Below are 22,720 nucleotides of genomic sequence, written 5' to 3'. Positions count from 1 at the left end.
GGGTAACGCAAGTTACAACCGTAATGCCTCAAATTGTTTAGACCTCTGTTATTGTCACCCTATTATGCGGAACAAGGTGTGCTTCGCTGTTTTCCTGACAGCGCTCGCAATCATTCCCTGCTTCGGCGCTGACGCGCAATCTACGCTACCCGTCCACTCAAGGTCTGCAGCCGCTCTCCGGTTCTATCGTCAAGGCATCGAGTTGCAAGGCAATCTCCGGCTCGACGAAGCGATGCGCAAATTTCGCTCGGCAGTAAAGGCGGACCCCGACTTCGCGATGGCCTGGGCAATGATCGCCATCTCCGACTCTTCACCCGCAGCTGCCGCACGCGCGCGCGAGAAGGTCAGCGAACTGGCGCCCAAAGCCTCAGAAGGCGAGCAGTTGATGATTCGCTGGGTCGTCGCTCGTGGTGGCTCCAACATGATCGCGGCTATCTCCGCCGCCAATGACCTCGTCTCCAGGTATCCCGGAGACAAGTTCGTCCTCTACGAGGTTGGCTCGTGGTACGGCACCGCGTTGAACCAGTGGGAGCGTGTTGCCGTCCTGCAGGAGAAAGCCCTGGCGCTCGATCCCAATTACGCACCGGCCCTGAACGAAGCCGGCTACGCTTACGCCTACCAGCACAAGTTCGTCCAGGCTATCGCAGCCATGAGGCGATACGCCGATGTCATCCCCAACGAACCGAACCCGCAGGACTCCTACGCCGAAATCCTGCGCCTGTCTGGACACTACGAAGAGGCCCTCACCCACTACCGCGAGGCCCTCAAAATTCTTCCAACCTTCTATTCCTCTCAGCAGGGCTTGGGCGACACCTACGCCCTGATGGGCGATCAGGAACGCGCCCGCGCCGAATATGCTAAGTGTTCCGGCGGGCAGATCGAGCCGAGTGTTTCGATTGTCTGCCGACAGATGGCGGCCTACAGCTACATTCGCGAGAACAATCTCGACGCCGCCAACAAAGAGCTTGAGACCTTCATCGCCGCAATGCACAAGGAAGGCCAGATAGCATTCGCCGTCAACGCCATCCTCGCCGAAGCATTCATGGCCAAAGATGTGTCATCTGCATTCACCAGTTTCGACCGAGCTATCGTCGAACTTCACGAGGATCACAACATGCCGCAGGCGCAGCAGGACGAACTGCTTGCACGCATCATGGCTCACAAGGTACGAGTTGCTGTTCTGGCCGGTGACACCGCCCTCGCCAAGCGCTCCATCACCGAACTGGAAGCCTTCAAGGAGTCTCCTGACCCCTTGATCCAGGCTGCATGGAAAGGCGGTAACGGCGCCTGGCTCTACTTTCAGAAAAAGTACGAAGACGCCATCTCTGAACTGCAGGATGATGCCGGGAATCCCTTTTCTCAGCTCATGCTGCTGAAAGCCTGCCAGGCGGCCGGCAATGACAAGGCAGCATCAGAATTGAAGGACTCTATTCTTACTCTGCACCGCCTCGACATTGACCTCTGGCTCGCGCAACAAGCCGTCAGGAGCTAGTCGCATCCAACTTCGGTACCCCAATGTCTGCGCGTCTGTCGCAGGTGGGGTCATTTACCTGCTCCGATCTCAGATTTTCCGCACCCACAAAGAAGGAGGGGACTGTCTCCAGTCCCCGTCGTTGTTAGCCGCCCGGGATCGGCGAATGGGGTTGAGGCAGCTCACAATTCCGAAAAGTTTTGAGCTACTTGTCTCACATATCCGGAGCAATCTCGCGCTCAACCACCTTCAGTAGCGTCGGCAATCGCTCATCCCAGTATTGCCAGGAATGCGCTCCCGGAAACTCGTGATACTCGAACGCAATCTTCCTCTGACCGAGAATCGCGACGAGTCTTCGGTTCGGTTCGGCAAACGTCACATCCTCGCTTCCGCAATCGATATACAAATAAGGTGTGCTTTGCGGATCGGCATTAGCCGCTTCGCGATATACGTCGTTCTCCGCTCGCGTTTTACTGTTCGCCGGTCCAAATGTCTGTGCCAGGCTCGCCTTCAGATCCGTTCTCTGCTCCAGTTCCGGCAACGCCGCGTTGAACGCCCCGCTGATGCTTCCCGCCATCTTGTAAATTCCGGGATGCTTCAGAGCCAAGTTCACCGCCGCATAACCACCCATCGAGAGCCCAGCAATCGCCCGCCGATGCGGTGCGCGAATCGCTCTCCAATGATGCTCAACTTCCTGTATGACATCTTTGACTATGTACTCTTCGAACTTGTCCCGCGGAACCGTCGCCGAATCGACATACCACGAATTGCCCGCATCCGGCATAACGATGATGATCGGCGCATTTTCCGCGTAATGCGTCAGGTTCGTCAGCGTGCTCCAGTTCTGGTAATCGCCGCTAAATCCATGGAGCAGGTAAAGCACCGGATAATATCGATCCGACTCAAAATATCCCTTCGGAAGAAAGATCCGATAGTGCATCTGCCGACCCAGCGAGTCGCTCTGGAACACGCGATCCTGCATCCGCGACTCGGACGCAATCGCCTGACTCGGTTCCAAACTCGCGGTGCTCTCCTCCTGCGCAAATACACTCCCAGCAAGTCCCATCACCAGAACTGCTACAATCGCTGCTCGATTCCTCATCGCAAATCTCAGTGCTCCTTCGTGGTTGGCTGTTGCAAGATCGAATCACACATACTGTCCCGCACGCGACAATACCACGACCGCGATTACCAGGATCGCAACTCCCGTTATCTGCAACCGAACCGGAGTCTTACCGGCATTCTTCCACTCGCCGGTAAGCCAACCCATTACGCTCGCCACAATGACGATCAGGGACATAAAGAATGGCCATCCGAGAACGGGTCCAAGTTCCCCAAGCTTGTTGCTCGCGACACCATACATAATTGTGCTGACAAACCAGAACAGCGCCATCACCAGCGCAAGAACCCAGTACGAACTGCTGCCCGAAACCGAAAAGTTTCCGCCGGTGTGATTTTTTCGCATCAGGTAAACGCAATACAGAACGTTCGGAACCGCCCCGGCGACCATCAACGGAAACCACACTGCATTGATCGTCCAGTTATGACTCGCCCCGGCTGAACTGGCCGCGCTGCTGAGCGCGCCACCGAATGCAACGCCGAAGTTCATCGCCGCCGCACCAAGCCCACTGAGAATCGCGCAGGCCAATCCCGTTCCGAAAGACATCTTGCTGTGGCGCTCAGTTCCAGCGGTTTTCTCTCGCTTCTTCCCTGCAATGGCACAAACCGCCACTCCCGCTACCACGAGGATCACGCCTGCGATGACACCTAGTCCCGCAGGAGTAAAGATCTTGTCCGGATGCAATTGGATCAGCGGAATCAAGCTGCCGATCGCCGCCGAAAGCCCGAGCACGATCGCAAACGCCAGCGCCACGCCAATCGAGTCAACCGCCAACCCGAATAGTACCTGCGCAATCCCCCACGCGAACCCGCACAACGCAACCAGCGTGACCGCTCGCGCTCCCGCCTGCGCATACACCGTCCCGAGACTCGGCACCGTGAGATATGCGGCCAGCGGCGGCAGAAGGAGCAGCGCGTAGACGCTCCACACCGCCCATGTGTTTTCCCACGCCCACTTTTTCGTGAACTTCATCGGGATAGTGAAGTTGGCGTTCATCACCCCAGCGACGATCAACAACAAAATGCCAGCCGTTGCATCCGGCATGGGAATCCTCCTTAGCGAGCTAACTGGCCTTAGCATACATATCGAGCAGAACCTCGCTTGTCATTTACGTCGAGGGCGGAATCACCGTTTCCACTCGCAATGTCAGCGTCTCGAACGGTTGCAGCGACAACTCGATATCCCCACCATCGCGGATTGGGATTTCTTCAAGTTTGTCTTCGAGCGCAGTGGCCCTCCATACGTGAGCAAACTTGAAGTAATCACTACGAATCCACACGTGGGGACAAACAGTACCCGATGTCTCCTGCAGGCGCAGCACTGTGCCCTTTCCATCCTCAGCCATTTTCCAGGTTGAGATGGCGACTTTCGGATTGTCAATTTCTACTAATCCAGCCTCTGTGAGTGGCAATTGCGATGGTCCAATACTCGCGGGTAATTCCGTGGTCTCCAGCGGCGTCATGGCCTCTGTGCCGAAACGCTCGGCTTCCACCGGTTTCGGACTCGTGCCACTGGTGATCACGTATCTGAAAGTGTAATCACCGCCCTGCCACGCCGGGAAATTCGTTCCCCAGTAATTGTTCATCAGCCATGAGAACACCGTGCTGCTTTTCGGCTTGAATTCTGCCGGCCAGTTGCCACGAACGATGTCACCGAATGCAACCAGCGGTGCATCGACCGGAACGATAGTCATGGAAACTCCGGCATCACTGACGTTCGCCCAATGCCGCGCCACGTACCACTCCCGGCTACCACCCGGTAATTCATCCTTTGCCGGATTCACCCACCCGATCTGGTTCCCATAAGTGAAGGAAGGAGTCACGATCTCCGCCGGAAACGCAATATAAGCGGACTCGCGTGTCAGTACGCGATTCTTGTGCAGGTCGTAGCGGATCTCGATCTTCTTCGCATTGTTATAAAGCGTAATCTCAGTACGAATTCGAGGCGTGTTCACCGAAGATGATTCGAGTGTAGCAACGATTCCAAACGGCGTCTGTTTAACATCAACAAGCTTGCCGTGTTCTGCCGGATGGACCGTAAGCTTCGGCGGGTTCAATCCCGCGCCAAAACGGTACAGACTGTTGTTCGGAATATCGTCTCCGCCCGTAACGTAGAGATAGCTGCCAAACTTGTACGGACTCTTCTGGTCGACGAGTTCCTTACCAAGCTGCTTGTCGAAAATGCTGGTGATCGCGCCCGACGCAGCATCGAGCGCCACACGATAATACCGATTCTCCAGCACATTCCGATCTGTGACAGTCCCGACCTCCGCCGGTTTCTGCTCTTCTGGCCTGAACGAATACAGCTTGTAACCCAACGCGGGAACATCACTGGCCTGGAAGCGAACTCGCTTGTATCCCTTGCCGAATCCCGGCAACTCGATTCCCTTCCCGACAAACAGGACTTGGTAAGGCACGGCGTTGTTCGTTGTATTGTCGAAAATCTCCATCCCATCCTGAAGATCGACATCAACCATTCCACTACGTTCCCAACCCAATGGATTGAAGACCATCAGCGAATTCTGCGGCGGCGACAGGAACCCGCCCAGTTGCGCGAAGCTCCTCTGGATCGATTCATCGATCTCTTTCTTCGCCTCCCGCACCCGCGATTCCTTCAGTGCTATCTGCTCTTCGCTCTGCTTGTTCTCCGGTTGCGAGGTCGCACCGACGTAGGTCCATGTGTGTTCGTCATAAAGCAACTCGTTTTCCCACGCCCTCTTCAGCAGCGAGCGATCCGGCCGCAGGATCGGGGAGAAGATTGTCGGCAGCACCGACATCTTCTCCGCCGTCAGAATTCTCTCCTGGTTCGCACGATGCATCGCCGTGTACTTCGCGTCCGACCCGTAGCCGTCTTCCCAGTACGGACCGAAGTCGCCGCGGTAGACAGGGAATTTCCCGCCGGCCTCCTTCTCTATCTGCGACATCGCGCTCTGCACCGTCCCGAATTCCAGGTGCGGATATGCATACTGCGCGTTCCACGTCGCGGGTAACTCCGCCTGCTCTTTCGCGAAGGGCGTGTTCTCCAATTGCGAGCCAAAGATGATGGTACTGTTCGCCGTGTAATCCGGACGTGTGTACGCCTGCAGGAAAACCGGGAGCGAATCCTCAACTGCCTCCATCCGCCACGGCCCGCCGAACAACGTATGCATCTGCAGATACGCGCGCGAATACCACATCAGGACGCGTCCGCCGTCCGGCCCTTCCCAGTAGAACGGAGACTTCTCGTTCCACCGCCCGAGTAGCATGATCGGCGCCCGCCAGCTATTGCTCGCACCCAGGAAGTACTTGATCCCCGCATCATGCAGAACTGACGCAAACGCCCACGTATACGAAGGCACGTCCACCGTCTGCGCCGCTTCCGGTTGTGGCAGATCGTGCTTCAACGCAAGCTGATGGCTGTCATAGAACGTACGAATCAGCCCTTCGAGCGACGCATTGCCAGTGTGCTGATTCGCAAATTCCGGCGGAATCACGACGTCGCCTTTGCGCACCGACTCAAAGAATCGCTGCTGCGCCTCCGGCGATCGCCCGGCGATGTATTGTTTCGCTACCCACGACCCATCGAGCGTCCAGCGAAAATCCGGTACTTTCTGGATCACATTCATCGCGTCATCCACCGACTGCGACTGCAACTCCGCCACTTTCGCGACGTAGTCGGTAAATCCGATATCGAGATGCTCGTGCGGAACGATGAACACCGTCCACTTCTTCGCCGGAGTTACCTCCGCACGCACAGTTCGGCTCAAACCCGAACCGCTCACGTGCACCGTTGCGGTGGTCTTCCCTATCCACTCCGGAATCAGGAACGCAAGCTTCCTTTCACCGAATTCTTCGTTGGCGCGCACTTCCTGTCGTATCTTGGTTTTCCCGATCGCCAGGGTTACCGTGCTGTCCGCGGGAAGCGCCCCGAAATCGGCGAACACATTCACTAACTCCTTCAACCCGTCCTTCTGCTGATAGAAGATCGTCGGCTCGATCAGTGCCGAAAAGTGACCGCGATCGTATTTCCCGGAAGGCGCATTCGTGAGTTCCAGCGCGTCATAAACAATCCCCGTATGTCCCGGCGCTATTGCTCCCAGGGAGTTTTGTTTCGTTGGCGGATCATCCATTGCTGTAAGGACAAGCTCGTTCTCGCCCTGCTTCAGCCAGTTCGCGGGAATCGAAATCGCCTTCGTATCTGCTGACGTTTGTGGAACGAACGTCCCTTCCCAGTCTCCGGCGGCGAAATCCAGTTTCGGATGGAAGTAAAAGAACCCTGCATGCCCATTTACACTCAGCTTCAGGTATGAGAGTCTCGGCGTCTCGTACAGCATCGCGATCTTCAGGAGATACACTCCGCGCGGCTCGGCCTTCAGGTTGAACCGAATCGTGAACGGATGAAGCCTTCCCCCCGTCATCCCGTTCGCCGGGCCTGGCTGGAAGCGCAGCCAGTCCTGGTCGGTGCTCTTGCCGACGATGTAGACAGGATCGTTCTTCGGGTTGGCGTAATCGATGCCCTGGCTGCGAAACTCGCCGGAAGAGTCGTTGAACTCGCCGACGCGCCACACCAGTTGCGAGCCTGATTCTTGCGCGCCTGCGCGCAATGAGAACGACGAGAGAACAACCGCGACTGCCAACAAAGCCCAGCTCTTTGGAGTCTTCATATATCGCTTCAACTTCTCGGAAATCAGAAGTTCGTACGAACGGAAGCCTTGACGGTCGCGCACTTTCCTTCTGACGACCCATGCGGGCGAATCGTGTACTCGCCCACCACTGCGGGAATGATAAACGTCTCCGCGTAATGGACAACCAGCGGCGGGAATGCGCCGGTCGGGCTCTCAACGACGGCTTCCCTTCCTTCACACAGGTTCAGCACGTTGACGCCTCCATTCGTGGAGTGCAGAACCGGCTTGGTAAACCAATGCCGTCGCGTCTCAATGAACTCGCGTTCGTGCAGACCCGTGCGTTCTTCGCACCAGCCGTCGCCTTGCTCCACTGGCTCAACCTGGTTAACGAGGTTCGTTCGAACCCACTCGGTAGTGCGATCCCACTGGAGATTTTGCAGCGCGTGCTCGAGATGAATCGGTCGCGGCAGTCCGTCAAGCCCCATGCGTCCCCAATCCCACATTTTGAACGTGAAGATGTACGGAGTCGCACTAATCTCCAGCACCATGCTGTTCTTGCCTGAGCAGTGCGGTGTTCCGGCGGGAATAAGAAAATGGTCGTGCTTCTTCGCTGGCCACTTGTTCACGTACTTCTCGGCGTCGAAGTCTATCCCGCCCCACTGCGCGTCGCGCAAATCTGCCGTCATCTGCTTCCGATCGATCCCTTCCTTCAACCCGAGATAAACGGTCGCATCTTCTTTGGCGTCGAGCAGGTAATAGCTTTCGTCCTGCGTGTAGTGAATTCCAAAGTTGTCCTGGATGTATTCCGTCAACGGATGCACCTGGAACGACAGGTTGCCGCCGTCCATTGTGTCGAGAAAATCGAACCGGATCGGGAATTCAGTGCCGAAGCGCGCGTGCACCGCATCGCCAAGCAACTCGCGCGGATGACGGAATACGACATCAATCGACGGGATTTCAACTGCAACGTCGCCGAAACCCAGCATGAGGCTGTTCTCTTCCGGAACGCAATCGAAGCACCAGGCGTAATTTTCGGCCTCGCGCGGAAGATCGCAGACCTCTTTCATCCACTGCCCACCCCATGGACCGGGGTCGAAGAACGGCACCACTCGAAAAGGCTGGTGCGCCGCTATCTTCAGGCCGTGCAACACCTCGGCGCCCGAAATCATCTTCGGCGTCGTGCGATCGTCCGTATCCAACAGAAAATCGATTTGCGGCAGAAGCGACTTCTTTAGCCGGTCGGCGACGCGCCAGTCAACGAAATATCCGCGCTTATACTTCAGCGACGCACGCTCGTCGGAGTTGTTGAGGCCGAGATTTGAAATCTCCCCCGCGCGCTGGCGCAACTGGATCTCCCACCGCGCCATATCGCAATAAACCAGCATGTCCCAATTCTCGGCGATGAAACCTGCGCCGGTACCGATGACCAGCACCAGTCCGGCTGCCTGGTCCAGTTTCGACCGCGCACTGGCAACTTCACCTTCGTCGAAAAAATCGGAGATTACAAAATGGTTCAGGAACCCGAAGACAGGGTCGTCCCCGAGATCGTGCTCGGTTACCACGCGGATCGCATCTTCCTGCAGATAGCATTGCCTGGCGCGAATCACTTGTAAGGGGCTCAGCGCCCGCGCCAGTTCCCGCTCAATCTCCTCTTCGAAACAGCCGGGATAACACTCGGCACAAACGATGAACCGCCCGGGCCGAACTCTCGACTTGAGCCGCTGCGCAATTGCCGCCCAACCAACTTCACAGCCCTCTCTCGAATTGGAAACCCGCACTACGGGATGCTTATCGTAATTCGACTTGGACATTTCCCCTCGGAACTCCGCGTTCGCACGTGCGAAGAAACATCACTTTCGTCCAGCGAACCATCTTCGTGAAGGAATTGGCCGGCGACGGCATCTTCACCGCCGCCGGCTTCCGATCCACTTAGAAGATGACCTTCAGCGACAACTGCGTCTGACGCGCCGTTCCGTTTCCGATCATGCCCTGCGAGGCGCCCGCTACGGTCGATGAGACTACGCCGAACTTGTCGTTGGGAACGCAGTTGCCCGGGGCAAAGCTCTTGCAGATGCCACCGTCAGGACTGCTGAAATTCGGATGGTTCAGAATGTTGAACAGGTCGACCCGGAACTGGAGCTTCGCTTTCTCCCTGATCGGGAAGTTCTTCATGCCCGACCAGTCCCACTGGAAAAATGCAGGGCCGCGAAGGTAATTGCGAGGAACGTTTCCAAGGTTCTCACCAGGCGTTCCGTCGTACCCGGGTGGTGGGGTGAATGCAGCGGTGCTGTACATCCCGTTTTGCCAAGTGCCGCCAGGCGCGATGGGATTCTGACCCGGGACGAGATTCGGACGCTCCGCATTGCCAAAGAAGCCGCCGACCAGGGTGACGTTCACCGGAAGCCCCGAGCGAGTCTGGATGACGTTGGATGTCTGCCATCCGCCCAGTACTCCGCGCATCAACATGTTGCGGTCCTTCAGTTCCGGCAAGTTGTAGACCATGCTGGCGGTCAGGTTATGACGTACATCGATGTCACCGCTGCCCCAATCCGAATTGGGATCGAATGGATTGGAGAAACTGCCGCCGGGAGCGAACACGTTCACCAGGTCGTCGAATTCGTGAGACCAGGTGTAGTTCGCTTCTAGCTGTAGATTTCCGAGGTTGTGCCGCAATTGCACCTGCAAGGCGTTGTACCTGGAAGACAGAATGTCATCGAGAAAGGCCTCATTCGCGAACTCCGAATGCGGGCGCGCCTGTGTAAACGGGTTTGCCGGATTCAGGTTGATCTGAGCGAACGAGACACCAGCCTGCATATGCTGCGTCTTGTTGCCGGTGTAATTGATCGTCAGGACCGTATCCTTCGCGACCTCTTGCTGGATTCCGAACATCCAGTTGGTTGAGTAAGGGTCTTTCGGGTTCCGCGGGAATGCATAGACGTTCTGTGTTCCGGCTACCAGCGGGGGGTTTGGCGACGGATACGCAACCGAGAAAGTCGGGTTTGGGTAGAATCCAATTGCGTGGAAGAGGTCGGCGTTATAGCTGGCGAGGTCAGGGATATTCGATGTCAAGTTGAAGCTGAGGTACATCGGCATATAGAAGAGACCGCCGTATCCGTGAATTACGGTCTTGCCGGTGCCGAATGGATCGAAGGAGAACCCCAGGCGCGGCGCGAAATCCGACTTCGGCGCGTTGTAAGGAGCCTGGGTATTTGGAAGAATCGTCTGGGTTGCAGGATCGAAGTTAGCAATCTGGTTCTTCCGTTCGCGCCAAACGGTGTTGTAGTCGTAGCGCAGACCAATATTCAGCGTCAGCTTACGCGTCACGCGCCAATCGTCCTGGACATAGAAATCCCAGTTGGAATTCCTGATTCCGACAGAACCGGGGAAGCCGATCTTCTGCAGGACGAACGGAACATTGTTTTCGAGATCGCTAAAACTACCGAAGCTGTAAGTCTGTTGCGGCCGGAGTGACTCGTTGAAGCGGTTGAGACGAATCTGCGCGCCGACCTTCAGCGAATGGGTTCCGATCACCTTGGTCACATTGTCGAACAACTCATACTGGGTGTACGGCGTGATTTGGTTGAACGAATTGGGACCGGGCAACGAACCGAGATCCGTGAAGAATCCCGAGAAGCCGACAAGCGGTGTTCCTGTGACAGCCGCATTCGGATCTGAAGTACTCGAGTTGGTATCGGAATAGAAGCGAGTCACCGAGAGGCTGAGCTGGTTCAGCAGTGTCGAGCTGAACGTGCGCGTATAGTCGATTTTCCCCAGTTGGTTGCGAAGCTTCTGGGGCGAAACCTGGCCAACGTTCGGGCCGGATGTGTAGACCGTCAAAGAATCGCTGATGTTGTAGCGGAAGAAGATTCGGTCGTTGTCCGACGCGTTGTAGTCGAGCCGGAGTGATCCAGTGTCTTCCCGCAGAGTGGTTGGTAAACTTACGGGTGCATAGACCAGTTCGGGAATGACATTGCCGTTGCCGTCCTTGACCTGACATGGGACGGGCGCCGGGTCGCCCATGCAGTTGACGGGAAGCGGCATCAACTGGCTCAGCAGGACCGGCTTCAGCAGGTTTGGCCCTCCATCAAAACCGGGCGTGCCGAAATTCGGCACGAAGTCAGCAAGATTGGAACGAGCATGCTGGCTGAGGGTTTCGTTGAAAGGCAGAATACGGTTAATCGTCTGCCGCACGCCCTCATAGTTCGCGAAGAAGAAGAATTTGTTCTTCACGATCGGGCCGCCAACGTTGCCGCCAAACTGGTTCAACCGCAGCGGTTGCTGTTTCGCGCCAGTATCGAAATAGTCTCGCGCATCCAGCGCGTTGTTGCGGAAGAACTCAAACAGCGTTCCGTGAAATTCGTTGGTGCCGGCCTTGGTGATGATATTCATCTGCGGACCGAGCGAGTGGCCGGTCTCCGCCGTGTAGCCGCTGTTGTTGAAATCAATCTCCTGGATGCTGTCGAGGCTGGAACGTGTCACGCGGGCAGCCTCTTGACCCTCTGTCGCGAGGAACCCGTTAATGTCACCACGCGTTGCACTCTGGCCGTCCACGGTGACATTCAGCCCGGTGAAGATGTTCTCAATACCGTTGACACTTCCCTGGAAGAAGCCTGTCGAGTTAATCGACCCAGGTGCAATGTTGAGGAAGCTGCTTACGTCTCTGCCGTTGATCGGCAGGTTGGAAACCTGCTCGGCATTGAGCGTCGTGCCCGAGGTACTCGACGCCGTGTCGACCGTTGTTGCCGTTCCCGTGACCACCACGTTTGTGGTCGCGGCCGCTACCGCCATCGTCAACTTCACGTGCACGGTGGCACCCACGTTCAAAACGATCTGCTGGCTTTTCGACTCCGTGAACCCGCTCGACGTCGCCGAGATAACGTAATTGCCGAACGGGAGTGCGGATGCCACGAAATTACCGTCGCTGTCGGTGTGCAGAGTTTTCGTCAGGCCAGTTCCGATATTCGTAACCGTAACTGCGGCGTTTGTCACCACCGCGCCTGACGGATCATGGACTGTTCCAGCAATTGTGCCGGTATCGAACTGCGCGAAAACTGGCAATGTGAACAAGAAGCAGAACAAGCTCAGAACGGCGGCGAGGCGCAATATTCGTATTGAGCCTCGAAGCTGCGCATTTTGTTTCGTGTGCATCATTTCTCGTCTCATTTCCCTTCCAGGGCATAGAACGGATCGCACCTGGAACCCCGGCTGCATGCTAGTGCTCCGCATGTGCGAAGTCAATCTTTTTTTGTTGCTTTTATAGCCTAAACGATCTTAATTTCTTTCTTTATGCCCCTCCGCGGGGGAGTTCATTGGAACTGATGAGGCCGCTCTGCGCCACCGAAGGACGAACCTCATTTTCGGCTGTCTTTGTGGCTGGTTCGGAATGAATCAAATATGGCTGCTTGAGAGCACAAGTGTATTCTGGCCGTGCTTCACACGTCTGGAACAGAACGCTGCTTTTGTCGGCAGATCTCGTACTACTATTCGGAGCATTTAATGAAGGCACTCGCCATAGACTTTGGAGGAACACACGCAACTTGCGGTCTCGTAGATGACCGTCAGATTCTCGCCCACGAAACCATCGACACCGATCGCGCAAAGAGTCTGATTGCTGTTCTGCCCAGAATTGCAGATACTTTCCGCTCTCTCCTGAAATCTGCTTCCCTCGATTTCAAAGACTGTGCGGGGATTGGCGTCGGAATGGCGGCTCTGATCGACGGCCGAATCGGCCAGGTATTGTCGACGAACGAAAAATATCCTGACGCGCTCGGCTTTGACCTGAACGGCTGGAGCCACGACACCTTCGACATTCCTCTGCGTCTCGAGAATGACGCGCGCATGGCCCTGCTCGGGGAGGTTTATGCCGGCGCCGCTCGCGGTTACGAAGATGCAGTGATGATGACACTCGGAACCGGAATCGGCGGGGTCGCCATGATTGAAGGTAAACTGCTGCGCGGAAAGCACGGGCAGGCTGGCTGCCTCGGCGGTCACATTCCGGCGGTCTTCAACGGCCGCGCGTGCAACTGCGGCGCAATTGGATGTGCGGAAGCCGAAGCCGCAGGATGGTCGTTACCGTTTGTCGTCAAGGATTGGCCGGGAATTTCGGGAAGCGCACTGGCGCAACATCCCGTGGTCGGATTCAAAGAGCTTTTCGAAGAAGCAAACCTGGGCGACAAAATTGCCACTGCAATTCGTGACCGTTGCCTGAATATCTGGGCCGCCGACGCTGTAGGATTAGTTCATTCGTTTGATCCCGAGATCATCGTCATTGGCGGCGGAGTGATGAAGAGTGCCGACATCATCATCCCGTATGTCGAAACGTACGTGCAGAAGCATGCATGGACGCCGTGGGGCAAAGTGAAAGTACGCGCGGCCGAACTGGGAAACAATGCGGCCCTGCTTGGCGCCATACCTTTGCTGAGCGAGAGCTAGTCCCAAGCGGAAAGTCGAGAGTCCAGGCTCGATCTCGCGGGCTTTCGACTTTAGCTCCTTTGGTCCGACTGATTTATCGCGGAATGTAGTCCAGCGGACGGTCTGTCACCGTCCCGACCAGGAAACAACCTATAACAACCAGCACTAGCACGATCAAAACAGGAAACATACCCTCCCCCAATTGTTGGCAACAATAGAAAGAATCCTTGCGGCCAACAAGGTGTCGAAGGTGTCTGGCACCATCTGGGTTACCTTGAAGCACCCATTGACGGGGGTAACATCCGAAACTGGGACGCTGGTTCCGCCAGATGTGCCGCTCCTCTCCTGAGTGTCTCGCGAAGGTTCCCGGACAAACGACGGTTCCTGGCGCGAATAGCACCTCTGGAGCCCCGACCGCATCCCACTTCTTATGACAATTCCGAAGCGCGAAAGCGAGTTTGAGAGTGGTCCGCCAAGGCGTCCAGCCACGCCGGGGGAACCGGAGGAGCGGACCGACACCGGTGCCGTACGTGCAGGTGACAAGGCATGGAAGAGCCGCTTTCCCGGATGGGAAACTTACGATGGTTGTCCGCGGGAGGCTCGCGTCGAGCACGGTGAGGACCCCACGCACGACTTCCGGTACGACACCAACCTCAACCCAAGTTCAGTGGTTCCCCGGCACCTTGGCCCAGTTGTTTACGTACTCGGCGCGGTACTCGGATTCTTGCTGCTGGTGTTCGTTGGCCTTCTGATGTTTTACCATTTCATGGCGCCAGGCCCACGCTCGCCGGAGGGAACAAAAAGGCTGATCCCCTCTGTCTCGACCAATGTCGCGGCAGTGCGCATAGCCGGCAAAGTTATGTTCTGAGGCAACGAGCAAGCGATCCACTCAGGAGATTTTCCTTTTGCAAGCCACGAGGTGAGTTAGTTTACGTCAGAACGTAAACATTCCTCGCAGGTCATCCAACCGCTCGTTCCGCGAGTTCAATGACGGCAGATTCCAATTCCATTGAATGAACTTCAGAATGGAAGTGTGATCCGCGACGTTGTGGTACACGATTCCCTTCTTCGCATACCGTGAGACCAGGATCATCGGCACTCGGATCCCGAGCCCTTGCGAGTCGATCTGCGGCGGCGCGACGTGGTCGTACCAACCACCACCCTCATCCCAGATCGCGATGATCGCCGTACTGTTCCATTCACTGGAACCCTGCACCTGTTTTACGAATTGATCGAACCAGGTCGCAGCTGCCGTAATCGAACTCGACCCCGGGTGTCCACTGTGAGCCGGCGCCATCTGGATGAAAGAAACCGAGGGAATCTCGCCACTCTGCAATTGCGCGTAGAAGACGGACAGGTCCTGGATGTGCGATCCATTTTGCGTGCTCGTGAAATATTGAAACGGATTTTCCTGCGGAACGTAATTGCCGCACTGGCCGTACGCTTCCTGGAACCAAGTCCAGCCAACTTTATGCTGGCTCATCTCGTCGCCCACGTTCGGCGAAGTGTTGGGCGTTGCCGCGGCGTCCGGTTGCGTACAAGGCCCATAAACCGGGTACGTGCTGTAGTAAATATCGTTGTCGGTTGCCGAAACCATGTAAAACATCTGCGCCGGAGCGCTAGTCAGCGCTGACGAGAAGTAATGGTCCGCCAGCGCGTACTGGCTGGCGTAGTTGTAAAAAACATCGACGCCGGAAACGGTCTGATCGTAGTACTGCATCGCCTGCTCGCCTTCAGCAGCAGCAAAGCCGTCCATGGCCCCATTGTTGTATGACGCGACATACGCTTCATGACCGTGCGGCATGTCCGTGGAATTGGGGTCCGTACGCAGCGTGGGCGTCACCACATTCCCATTCGCATCAGTCTCCGACCAGCCCGGCGACCCCGAATTGGCGACTTCGATCATTTGACCGCTCGGTGGCGTGTAATGGCCGAACAGGTGATCGAACGAGCTGTTCTGGAATACGACTACTATCACGTGCTTGATAGGCGAATTAGTGGCGACATTGGGGTCACCTCCGCCAAACGCATTCCCTGAGCCGCCGCTCTGAACGTCCAGGGGACCGCGGCAAGAGGAGCACAGGAGAGTAAAGACCGCGAAAGCAGCACTGAGAAGGCCTGACCGTAGATTTCTATTCATTATCTTCAAGGAAAATCCCGCAGTTCTAATTCGGGCAAAGGGCAACGCCGCATCATCACAGGACCACCTACGAGAGATGCGGGTAAGAAGCTGCGGTTTGCTAGGCGATCGAAATTTTCGAACAACGACTCAGGAATGCGAAAGGTACTACTCAAACCGAGAACCGGGATTCTCACTTTGCGCCAATTGGCACAGCCCACGCAATTTGTAAGCCAGTACAATTACCCTGTAGTCTGAAGTGGCATCCAACCAGCTTAGCAGCGCTATTACTTCGAAATTGTTGATGAACGAGGCGAACTGATGAAGAAACTTGCCCTGACTGCCGTTTTGCTCATGATGAGCGTCGCTCTAGTCGGACAGAACTTACCCCTGCAACCTGCTCCGCCCATGGATGTCCATCTCGGGAACATGCTCACTCAACTGGAGCGTGCCGCCCTCGATGCCAACGGTGCCCTGGGCCGCTTGCGCATCGACAAATGGAAGACCAATTCCGACCAGAAGCAGCAGGCACAGGCGAACAGGGACTCGCTGCAGAAAAATCTTGCGTATGCAATTCCCGAACTGACAAGCAAGATCCGTCAGAATCCGCAGGATTTAAATGCCAATTTCAAGCTATATCGGAACTTGAACGCGCTCTATGACGTGCTCTCCAACGTCGCGGAATCAGCTGGTGCTTTCGGTCCCAAGGATCAATACGAGATGTTGACCCAACCATTGTCTGCGATCGATCAGGTGAGACATGACTTGGGCGACCGTCTCGACCAGTTGACCGCGCAAAATCAATCCGAATTGGTCCAACTCCGCAGTCAGGTACAGGCAATTCGACATGCAGAGGTTTCCGCCCCCCCCAAGAAGATCATCATCGACGACAACGCTCCCCCAAAGACCAGAAAAACAAAACCCAGAAAAGTGGTACCGAAGCCGCCCGCCAAGCCTCAGCATTGAGCCGTGTTGGCACCTTAGTAACAGTGATTTTCCGGTCATCGAGGCCCAAATCAGGGAACTTAGCCAGTGCCTGTGGAGTCTATAGCAGTGGATGTCCGCAGGGGCATATAGATCAGCAAGTTAGCGACCTGTTGTTTCGCCGGCATCCAGAGGCTTATTGGCGAGAATAGAAGCGTTACAACTGGAAGTTGTTTGCTCAGGTGGATCGGTTCTAAGATGGGGGTAGCACGGTGAAAGCCGTAGCTGGAGCAACCTCAGTGAGTGAACTCGCCGGCGCCATCGGTGTACACACCGAAGAGGCCTCGATCATCGCCGAACTGCAAGCGGGATCGGAGGAGGCCTACGCCTGGTTAATCGCTCAATATCATCAGCCGATTTACAGCTTGGTCTACCGAATTCTCGACGACCCGGCTGACGCGCCTGACACGACCCAGGAAGTTTTCCTCAAGGTATTCCGGGGAATAAATCGCTTCCATGGTGAATCAAGCCTGAAGACCTGGATTTACCGTATCGCCGTTCATGAGGCTTCAAATCGCCGCCGCTGGTGGTTCCGGCACAAGGTTCGTGAGACCTCGATCGAACCTGCGGCAGAGCGCCAGGCTGACGAACAGGGTGCGCTGGCAATCCGTGATACCTTGACCGACGGCTCCGAATCGCCATTGGATACCGTGCTTCACGAAGAAGTGCGTAGCCGCGTGGAAGCGGAACTGAAGCAGTTGCCCGAGCCGTACCGCACGACCGTCGTCCTGCGCGATATCGAGGAGATGTCGTACGAGCAGATCGCCGAAGTGCTGAATGTTTCGCTCGGTACCGTCAAGTCGCGGCTGGTTCGTGGTCGCGATGCTCTGCGCCGGCGGTTAGAACGCTACGCCCGCGAGATCGGGCCTGAGTTGGGATTGAAGGTTGGTGTAAAGAAAGTCGAGGCCGAACCCGGGAACCGCGCCACCTCGGTTGCCAAGGTGATCGGGAGGTCACAGTAAAGCTATGACGTGTTCCGAAGCAAAGCCCCAGTTTTCGTCATACATGGACCACTCCATCAGCGGCAAGCGGATGCATGAAATCTCCGAGCATCTGAATAGCTGCAGGGCCTGCCGTTCGGAGTTCACTCTGCTGTGCAATACGCAGAAATTGGTTTCAGGCCTCGGACGCAGGCAACCGCCGCGTGATCTTGCGTTGAAACTTCGCGTGATGATCTCGCAAGAACTCGCGCAAAGCCGGAAGAAGCCCTTCGAAGGTCTGCGCTTGCGGTTCGAAAATACCTTCAACGCTTTCATGGTGCCGGCCACTGCTGGAATGATCAGCGCCATCATCATCTTCGGTCTGCTGATCGGAGTGCTTTATCCTGCCCAGATCAGCCGGGCGAACAACGATGTTCCGACCCTGCTCTATACCCCGCCGGAACTGACGTTCTCGCCGTTCGGCCTGGAGATGAACGGAATCAATGCCGACTCGTTGGTCGTCGAAGCCTACGTTGACGCCAACGGCAGAGTTCAGGATTACCGGATATTGTCAGCTCCAGAGGACGCGAAAGATCTCGTTCCCGAGCTGAACAAAATGTTGATTTTTACTACCTTCCGCCCGGCAACAGCATTCGGCAAGCCCACAAACGGGCGCGCTGTCCTGTCGTTCGCGAAGGTGAACGTTAGAGGGTGAACTGTAGCCGCTTGTTCCGCATGCTGAATATGCGGGACTAACCTCGTCCTTGCCTTGCAGTCCCGACCTGCTTTGACTGGGAATCGGCACCTGGGAACTGGGAACTGGTTTACGTTCTGCCCGCAATTCCGTAGACTGTGAAGGGTAAGTCCCGACCTTTTCCATGAAACTGCTGAAGGCCCTTTCGGGGATTCTCTCCCGCTCCCTCTTTGCCGCAACGATTCTTTGCTGCTCGACCCTCGTCTTCGCGCAAGAAACTCCGCGCCTTACTCTCGACACCGACTCGAGCATTTTCACCGTGCTTGCGGGAATGAATGCCTGCGGCTTCGACGAAGATCTGTCGACTTCCCTGCCGCTGAGAAACCAGATTCGCAACGACATAAGAGCCAACATCGAAAAGTCGGTCGCCGCCCAGGACGCTCTCTCGCAGTTGTGCCAGTTCTACAATGACCACCGCCAACCGACAGCCGCGCGCAATCTCGCTCAGTACGTTTCGCTTGCGCTCAATCTCGATGATCCGCCGGCGCTCAGCCCGAAGCTCAAAGAAGCTGACATGCCGCCTGATGCGGTTTATGTACTGGGTGCCATCCCATTGCTGCAGAATTTCTATATCACCGCGGAACTCGGTAACATCTGGAAACGGCACGAACCTGACTACAACGCACTCATCGAGCAGTACCACAGGCAAGTCGCGGGCATGCTGTTTTCCACCGACATCTATCTCAAGCGCCAGTTAAGTTCTTATGTCGGACGCAGCTTTGTCGTCTATTTGGAGCCGATGGGCGCGCCCGGACAGGTAAACGCACGGAATTACGGCGACGACTACTTCATGGTCGTCACGCCCGGCACCAACGGAATCAAGATTGACCAGATTCGCCACACCTATCTGCATTACATTCTCGACCCGCTCATTCTCAAGCGCGCTAACCAGGTGAAGCGGATTTCGCCCATCCTCGAAACCGTCGCAAACTCGCCCCTCGACGACAGCTATAAGAAGGATGCATCTCTGTTGATCACCGAGAGCATCATTCGTGCAGTCGAAGCGCGGCTCATCGGCGGCCCCAAAGGGCCGGAGGAACCGCGACAGGCGGCAGTGCAGAAAGCAATGAGCGAGGGCTTTGTGCTCACGCGGTACTTCTATGACTGCCTCGTGAAGTTCGAAAAAGATCCGGCCGGCCTTAACGATTCTTATGGAATCTGGCTGATGCAGATGGACGTGTCATCGGAAGTCAAGCGCGCCCGCGGGATTGCATGGGCCAGGACTTCGACCGAAGAAGTCGTGCATGCCGGGCCTCGGCGTATCCCACTCGTCGACCAGGCCGAGCGTCTCTTGGCCTCGGGGGATGTGACCGGCGCTGAGAAACTGGCGCATGAGTCGCTCGACGCGCATCAAGACACCGATCGAGCACTTTTCCTTCTGGCGCGCGCCTCGCTGACAACGAAAAAAGCCGAGGATGCAAAATCGTATTTCACGCAAACGATCGAAGCGACTTCGAACCCGCGGTTGAAAGCTTGGTCGCACATTTATCTCGGACGGATTTTGGATCTCAGCAATGAGCGTGCTGAAGCATTGAAGCACTACAAGGCCGCCCTCGACTCCGGCGACAATAGTCCAGATATCAAGCACGCCGCTGAAAACGGATTGAAAGAGCAGTTCAGGCCGCCACAAGCTCAGAACTAATTTCATTAAGAACGGATGCGAATCAACGCCTCCGTGGAGACATAACATGACTCAAGTTCGCAATCTCGTCACCCTCCCCGCTGTATTGTTGCTTGCCGCCGGTATGGCGCTGGCACAGAGCAACACGCAGTCCAACCAGAACTCCCAACCGGCAGCTCAGGGCCAGCAGCAGCAACAGCCGGCAGCAGGACAGGCCGCCGCTGTACCTCCCGGAAAGCGTCAGCCGCAAGCCAAGACCAAAGAGGAATTCAACGCTTACGCGGCGATCGTGCAGATGACCGATCCCGCCGCGCTGGAAAAAGCCGCCGATGACTTTGTTGCCAAGTACCCGGACAGCGAGTTGAAAGCTGCGGTCTATCAGCGAGCCATGGCGACTTATCAGCAGGCCGGGAACGAAGACAAGATTCTTGAAATGGGGCGCAAATCGCTGAGCTACAACCCGGATGATCCGACCGTCCTGGTCAGCATCGGCGAACTCATCGCAAGCCGTACTCGCGAGACCGACCTGGACAAGGATCAGCGCCTCGCTGAGGCGACGAAAGACGCAAAGCATGCGCTCGAAACCGTCACCGACTTCCCCGCTCCACCGACCATGCCCGCTGATCAGGTAACCAAAATCAAGAATGAAATCCGAGGCAGCGCGTACTCCATCATGGGTATGGCTGACTACACTAACAAGAACTACGCCAGTTCGGCCGACAACTTCAAGCAATCCATCGAAGTAACCAAGGGCGATCCCGACCCAACCGTCTATCTCCGCTACACTCTGGCTCTGGACAAAGCTGCGCGATATCCCGAAGCCTTAGAAGCCGCGAACCAGACTCTGGCAATACCCGGTGCGGCTCCCCAAGTAACACAGTTGGCGACCCAGGAAAAGATCCGCCTCCAGAAACTGGTCAATGCACCTAAGCCTGCTGCTGCTCCGACACCGAGTTCTCCGCAGCCCGAACCCGTACAACCGCAGTAAGGCGAGTTAACTTCCTCGCGGCCGGTCCAAAGCCGGCCGCGAGCACCCGCAACGTGATGACAGCACCCGCCCTCAATGCGCTCGAGACGAAGCTCGGCCATAGCTTCAAGAATCGCGCACTGCTCGAACAGGCTCTGACGCACAGTTCTCATGCTCGGGAAAATCAGGGCATGGGCCCTGACAATGAGCAGATGGAGTTCGTAGGCGACGCCGTTCTGGGTCTGGTGACCAGCTTGGAACTCTTCCGTCGCTTCCCCGAGCATCAGGAGGGGCATCTCTCGAAGCTCAAAGCGCACCTGGTGAGCACCGAGCATCTCGTACGCGCGGCCAAGCGTCTCGGTATCGGGCAATACCTTCGTTTAGGCCGTGGCGAAGAAAAGAGCGGCGGACGCGCCAAGGCCACCCTACTCGCCGACTCGCTCGAAGCCATTCTCGCCGCGCTCTATCTGGATGCCGGTCTTCCTGTCGCGGAGAAATTCATCCTCAACCGCATCCTCGCGCCGGAATTTCGGCGCTTGGAAAGGCATCCGGACGAAGCTCCGAGCGTCGCCGATTACAAATCCCGCTTGCAGGAATTCGTCCACGCCACCGGTCGTCCTCAGCCCGTCTATGCACTCTTGAAGGAACATGGTCCGGCTCACCGGCGTACATTTACTGTGGAGGCTCGCGTGCAATCACGAACCGGTGACGTCGAATTCTCCGCCAGCGGACGAGGATCTACCAAGAAGCGCGCCGAGCAGAACGCAGCTCATCGCGTCCTGACGCATTTTGAGGCGCAGCGGCAGGCAGAAACACAGGCCACGCCAGCGTGAACGAAACCGGCAATCAATTCGCCCCGGAAACGCAACCGACGGCATCCCCATCTGCCGACGTCGAAGCACCGACCCTACCCGAAACCGCCGCACCGGTTTCGGTCACCGAGCCCCCGCCCATTCCTGCCTCCGACCGAAACCACGAACCTGATACCGGGTGGGTCGGCACGGTTCAGTCCCTTCTCGTGACGGTCATCATCGCGGTGTTCGTGATTACCTTCATCGTGCAGGCATTCCAGATTCCCTCGGAATCGATGGAGAACACGCTGCTCATCGGCGATTACCTGCTGGTCGACAAGGCTCATTACGGTCCTGCCGGCATCTGGGACTGGCTGATTCCTTACCAGAAGATCAAGCGCGGCGACATTATCGTCTTCCGTTATCCCGTGAACCCTTCGCAGCACTTCGTCAAGCGAGTGATTGGAGTCCCTGGCGACCACATCCGCCTCATTGACAAGCAGGTATTCGTCAATGGCAAGCCGCTAAACGAACCCTACGCCATTCACAGCCAGAGCGTTGTCATTCCATTCCGCGACGATTTTCCCAACGGCGACCTTGGGCCAGAGCACCTTGGTGGCGCCTGGGCCCGCGAGTTGCTGCGCCTCACCGAGGATCATCAACTTATCGTTCCGCGGAACTGCTATTTCGCCATGGGAGACAATCGTGACGAGAGCTACGATAGCCGCTACTGGGGCTTCGTTCCTCGCGAAAACATCGTCGGCCGCCCGCTTCTCATTTACTGGTCGGTCCGCCAGCGCAATCCCGCCGATGTGTATACGGATGAGGGCACTGCAGATGATAAACTGGCAGGTCTGATATCCCGTATCGAGCGCGGTTGGCATTCTATGCGCTGGCACAGAATGTTCACTCTCGTTCGCTAACTTGTCGCTTAGGGGGCACTCGTTCGAGGCTTTGGC

The 22,720-nt window shown here is 56.5% G+C and carries 16 protein-coding genes; 10 read left to right on the top strand and 6 right to left on the bottom strand.

What is annotated here, in order from left to right:
- Positions 1-64: 64 nt before the first annotated feature.
- On the top strand, positions 65-1,492 hold the full coding sequence (locus tag ROO76_19045; protein ID MDT8070270.1) for a tetratricopeptide repeat protein: 1,428 nt from the start codon (positions 65-67) through the stop codon (positions 1,490-1,492).
- Positions 1,493-1,685: 193 nt separating this feature from the next.
- Here ROO76_19045 and ROO76_19040 read toward each other — a convergent pair whose 3' ends face one another.
- The 5 genes from ROO76_19040 to ROO76_19020 all read right to left on the bottom strand — a co-directional run bounded on the left by ROO76_19040 (position 1,686) and on the right by ROO76_19020 (position 12,345).
- Positions 1,686-2,573, bottom strand: coding sequence for an alpha/beta hydrolase family protein (locus ROO76_19040; protein MDT8070269.1), 888 nt, complete (start codon positions 2,571-2,573; stop codon positions 1,686-1,688).
- A gap of 45 nt (positions 2,574-2,618) precedes the next feature.
- Positions 2,619-3,635, bottom strand: a complete 1,017-nt coding sequence (locus ROO76_19035) for an L-rhamnose/proton symporter RhaT (protein ID MDT8070268.1) — start codon at positions 3,633-3,635, stop codon at positions 2,619-2,621.
- Between the two features lie 64 nt (positions 3,636-3,699).
- Positions 3,700-7,233, bottom strand: a complete 3,534-nt coding sequence (locus ROO76_19030; GenBank protein MDT8070267.1) for a polysaccharide lyase family protein — start codon at positions 7,231-7,233, stop codon at positions 3,700-3,702.
- 23 nt (positions 7,234-7,256) lie between these two features.
- Positions 7,257-9,005 carry a class I mannose-6-phosphate isomerase gene (locus ROO76_19025; GenBank protein MDT8070266.1) on the bottom strand — a complete coding sequence of 583 codons (1,749 nt, stop codon included), beginning with the start codon at positions 9,003-9,005 and terminating at the stop codon, positions 7,257-7,259.
- A 118-nt stretch (positions 9,006-9,123) separates the two neighbouring features.
- The gene (locus ROO76_19020; protein MDT8070265.1) at positions 9,124-12,345 is read right to left on the bottom strand and encodes a carboxypeptidase regulatory-like domain-containing protein; all 3,222 of its coding nucleotides are present in this window, start codon (positions 12,343-12,345) and stop codon (positions 9,124-9,126) included.
- A 345-nt stretch (positions 12,346-12,690) separates the two neighbouring features.
- On the opposite strand from ROO76_19020, the gene ROO76_19015 reads away from it, so the two are divergent.
- Together ROO76_19015 and ROO76_19010 are read left to right on the top strand one after the other, a co-directional pair.
- A complete protein-coding gene (locus ROO76_19015) occupies positions 12,691-13,626 on the top strand; it encodes an ROK family protein (protein MDT8070264.1) in 936 nt (311 codons plus the stop codon).
- Between the two features lie 409 nt (positions 13,627-14,035).
- Positions 14,036-14,473 carry a hypothetical protein gene (locus ROO76_19010; protein MDT8070263.1) on the top strand — a complete coding sequence of 146 codons (438 nt, stop codon included), beginning with the start codon at positions 14,036-14,038 and terminating at the stop codon, positions 14,471-14,473.
- Between the two features lie 66 nt (positions 14,474-14,539).
- Here the strand turns inward: ROO76_19010 and ROO76_19005 are convergent, their stop codons facing one another.
- A complete protein-coding gene (locus ROO76_19005) occupies positions 14,540-15,745 on the bottom strand; it encodes an alkaline phosphatase family protein (GenBank protein MDT8070262.1) in 1,206 nt (401 codons plus the stop codon).
- A gap of 300 nt (positions 15,746-16,045) precedes the next feature.
- On the opposite strand from ROO76_19005, the gene ROO76_19000 reads away from it, so the two are divergent.
- The 7 genes from ROO76_19000 to lepB all read left to right on the top strand — a co-directional run bounded on the left by ROO76_19000 (position 16,046) and on the right by lepB (position 22,684).
- A complete protein-coding gene (locus ROO76_19000; GenBank protein ID MDT8070261.1) occupies positions 16,046-16,690 on the top strand; it encodes a hypothetical protein in 645 nt (214 codons plus the stop codon).
- A 257-nt stretch (positions 16,691-16,947) separates the two neighbouring features.
- The gene (locus ROO76_18995; GenBank protein ID MDT8070260.1) at positions 16,948-17,670 is read left to right on the top strand and encodes a sigma-70 family RNA polymerase sigma factor; all 723 of its coding nucleotides are present in this window, start codon (positions 16,948-16,950) and stop codon (positions 17,668-17,670) included.
- 4 nt (positions 17,671-17,674) lie between these two features.
- Positions 17,675-18,343, top strand: a complete 669-nt coding sequence (locus ROO76_18990; protein MDT8070259.1) for a zf-HC2 domain-containing protein — start codon at positions 17,675-17,677, stop codon at positions 18,341-18,343.
- Between the two features lie 163 nt (positions 18,344-18,506).
- Positions 18,507-20,024 (top strand): hypothetical protein, encoded by a 1,518-nt coding sequence (locus ROO76_18985; protein MDT8070258.1) that lies wholly within the window; start codon positions 18,507-18,509, stop codon positions 20,022-20,024.
- 46 nt (positions 20,025-20,070) lie between these two features.
- Entirely contained in the window at positions 20,071-20,991 is a 921-nt protein-coding gene (locus tag ROO76_18980; GenBank protein MDT8070257.1) for a hypothetical protein, read from the top strand.
- A gap of 56 nt (positions 20,992-21,047) precedes the next feature.
- Entirely contained in the window at positions 21,048-21,803 is a 756-nt protein-coding gene (rnc, locus tag ROO76_18975; protein ID MDT8070256.1) for a ribonuclease III, read from the top strand.
- Positions 21,800-22,684: a signal peptidase I gene (lepB, locus tag ROO76_18970; GenBank protein MDT8070255.1), complete on the top strand. Its 885-nt coding sequence runs from the start codon at positions 21,800-21,802 to the stop codon at positions 22,682-22,684. Before rnc ends, lepB begins: the two co-directional genes overlap by 4 nt.
- Positions 22,685-22,720: the final 36 nt, after the last annotated feature.

The sequence above is a fragment of the Terriglobia bacterium genome (genome assembly GCA_032252755.1).
Taxonomy (GTDB): domain Bacteria; phylum Acidobacteriota; class Terriglobia; order Terriglobales; family Acidobacteriaceae; genus JAVUPY01.
Note: the sequence above shows the minus strand (reverse complement) of the source record. Positions and strands in the feature narration are given on the sequence as shown.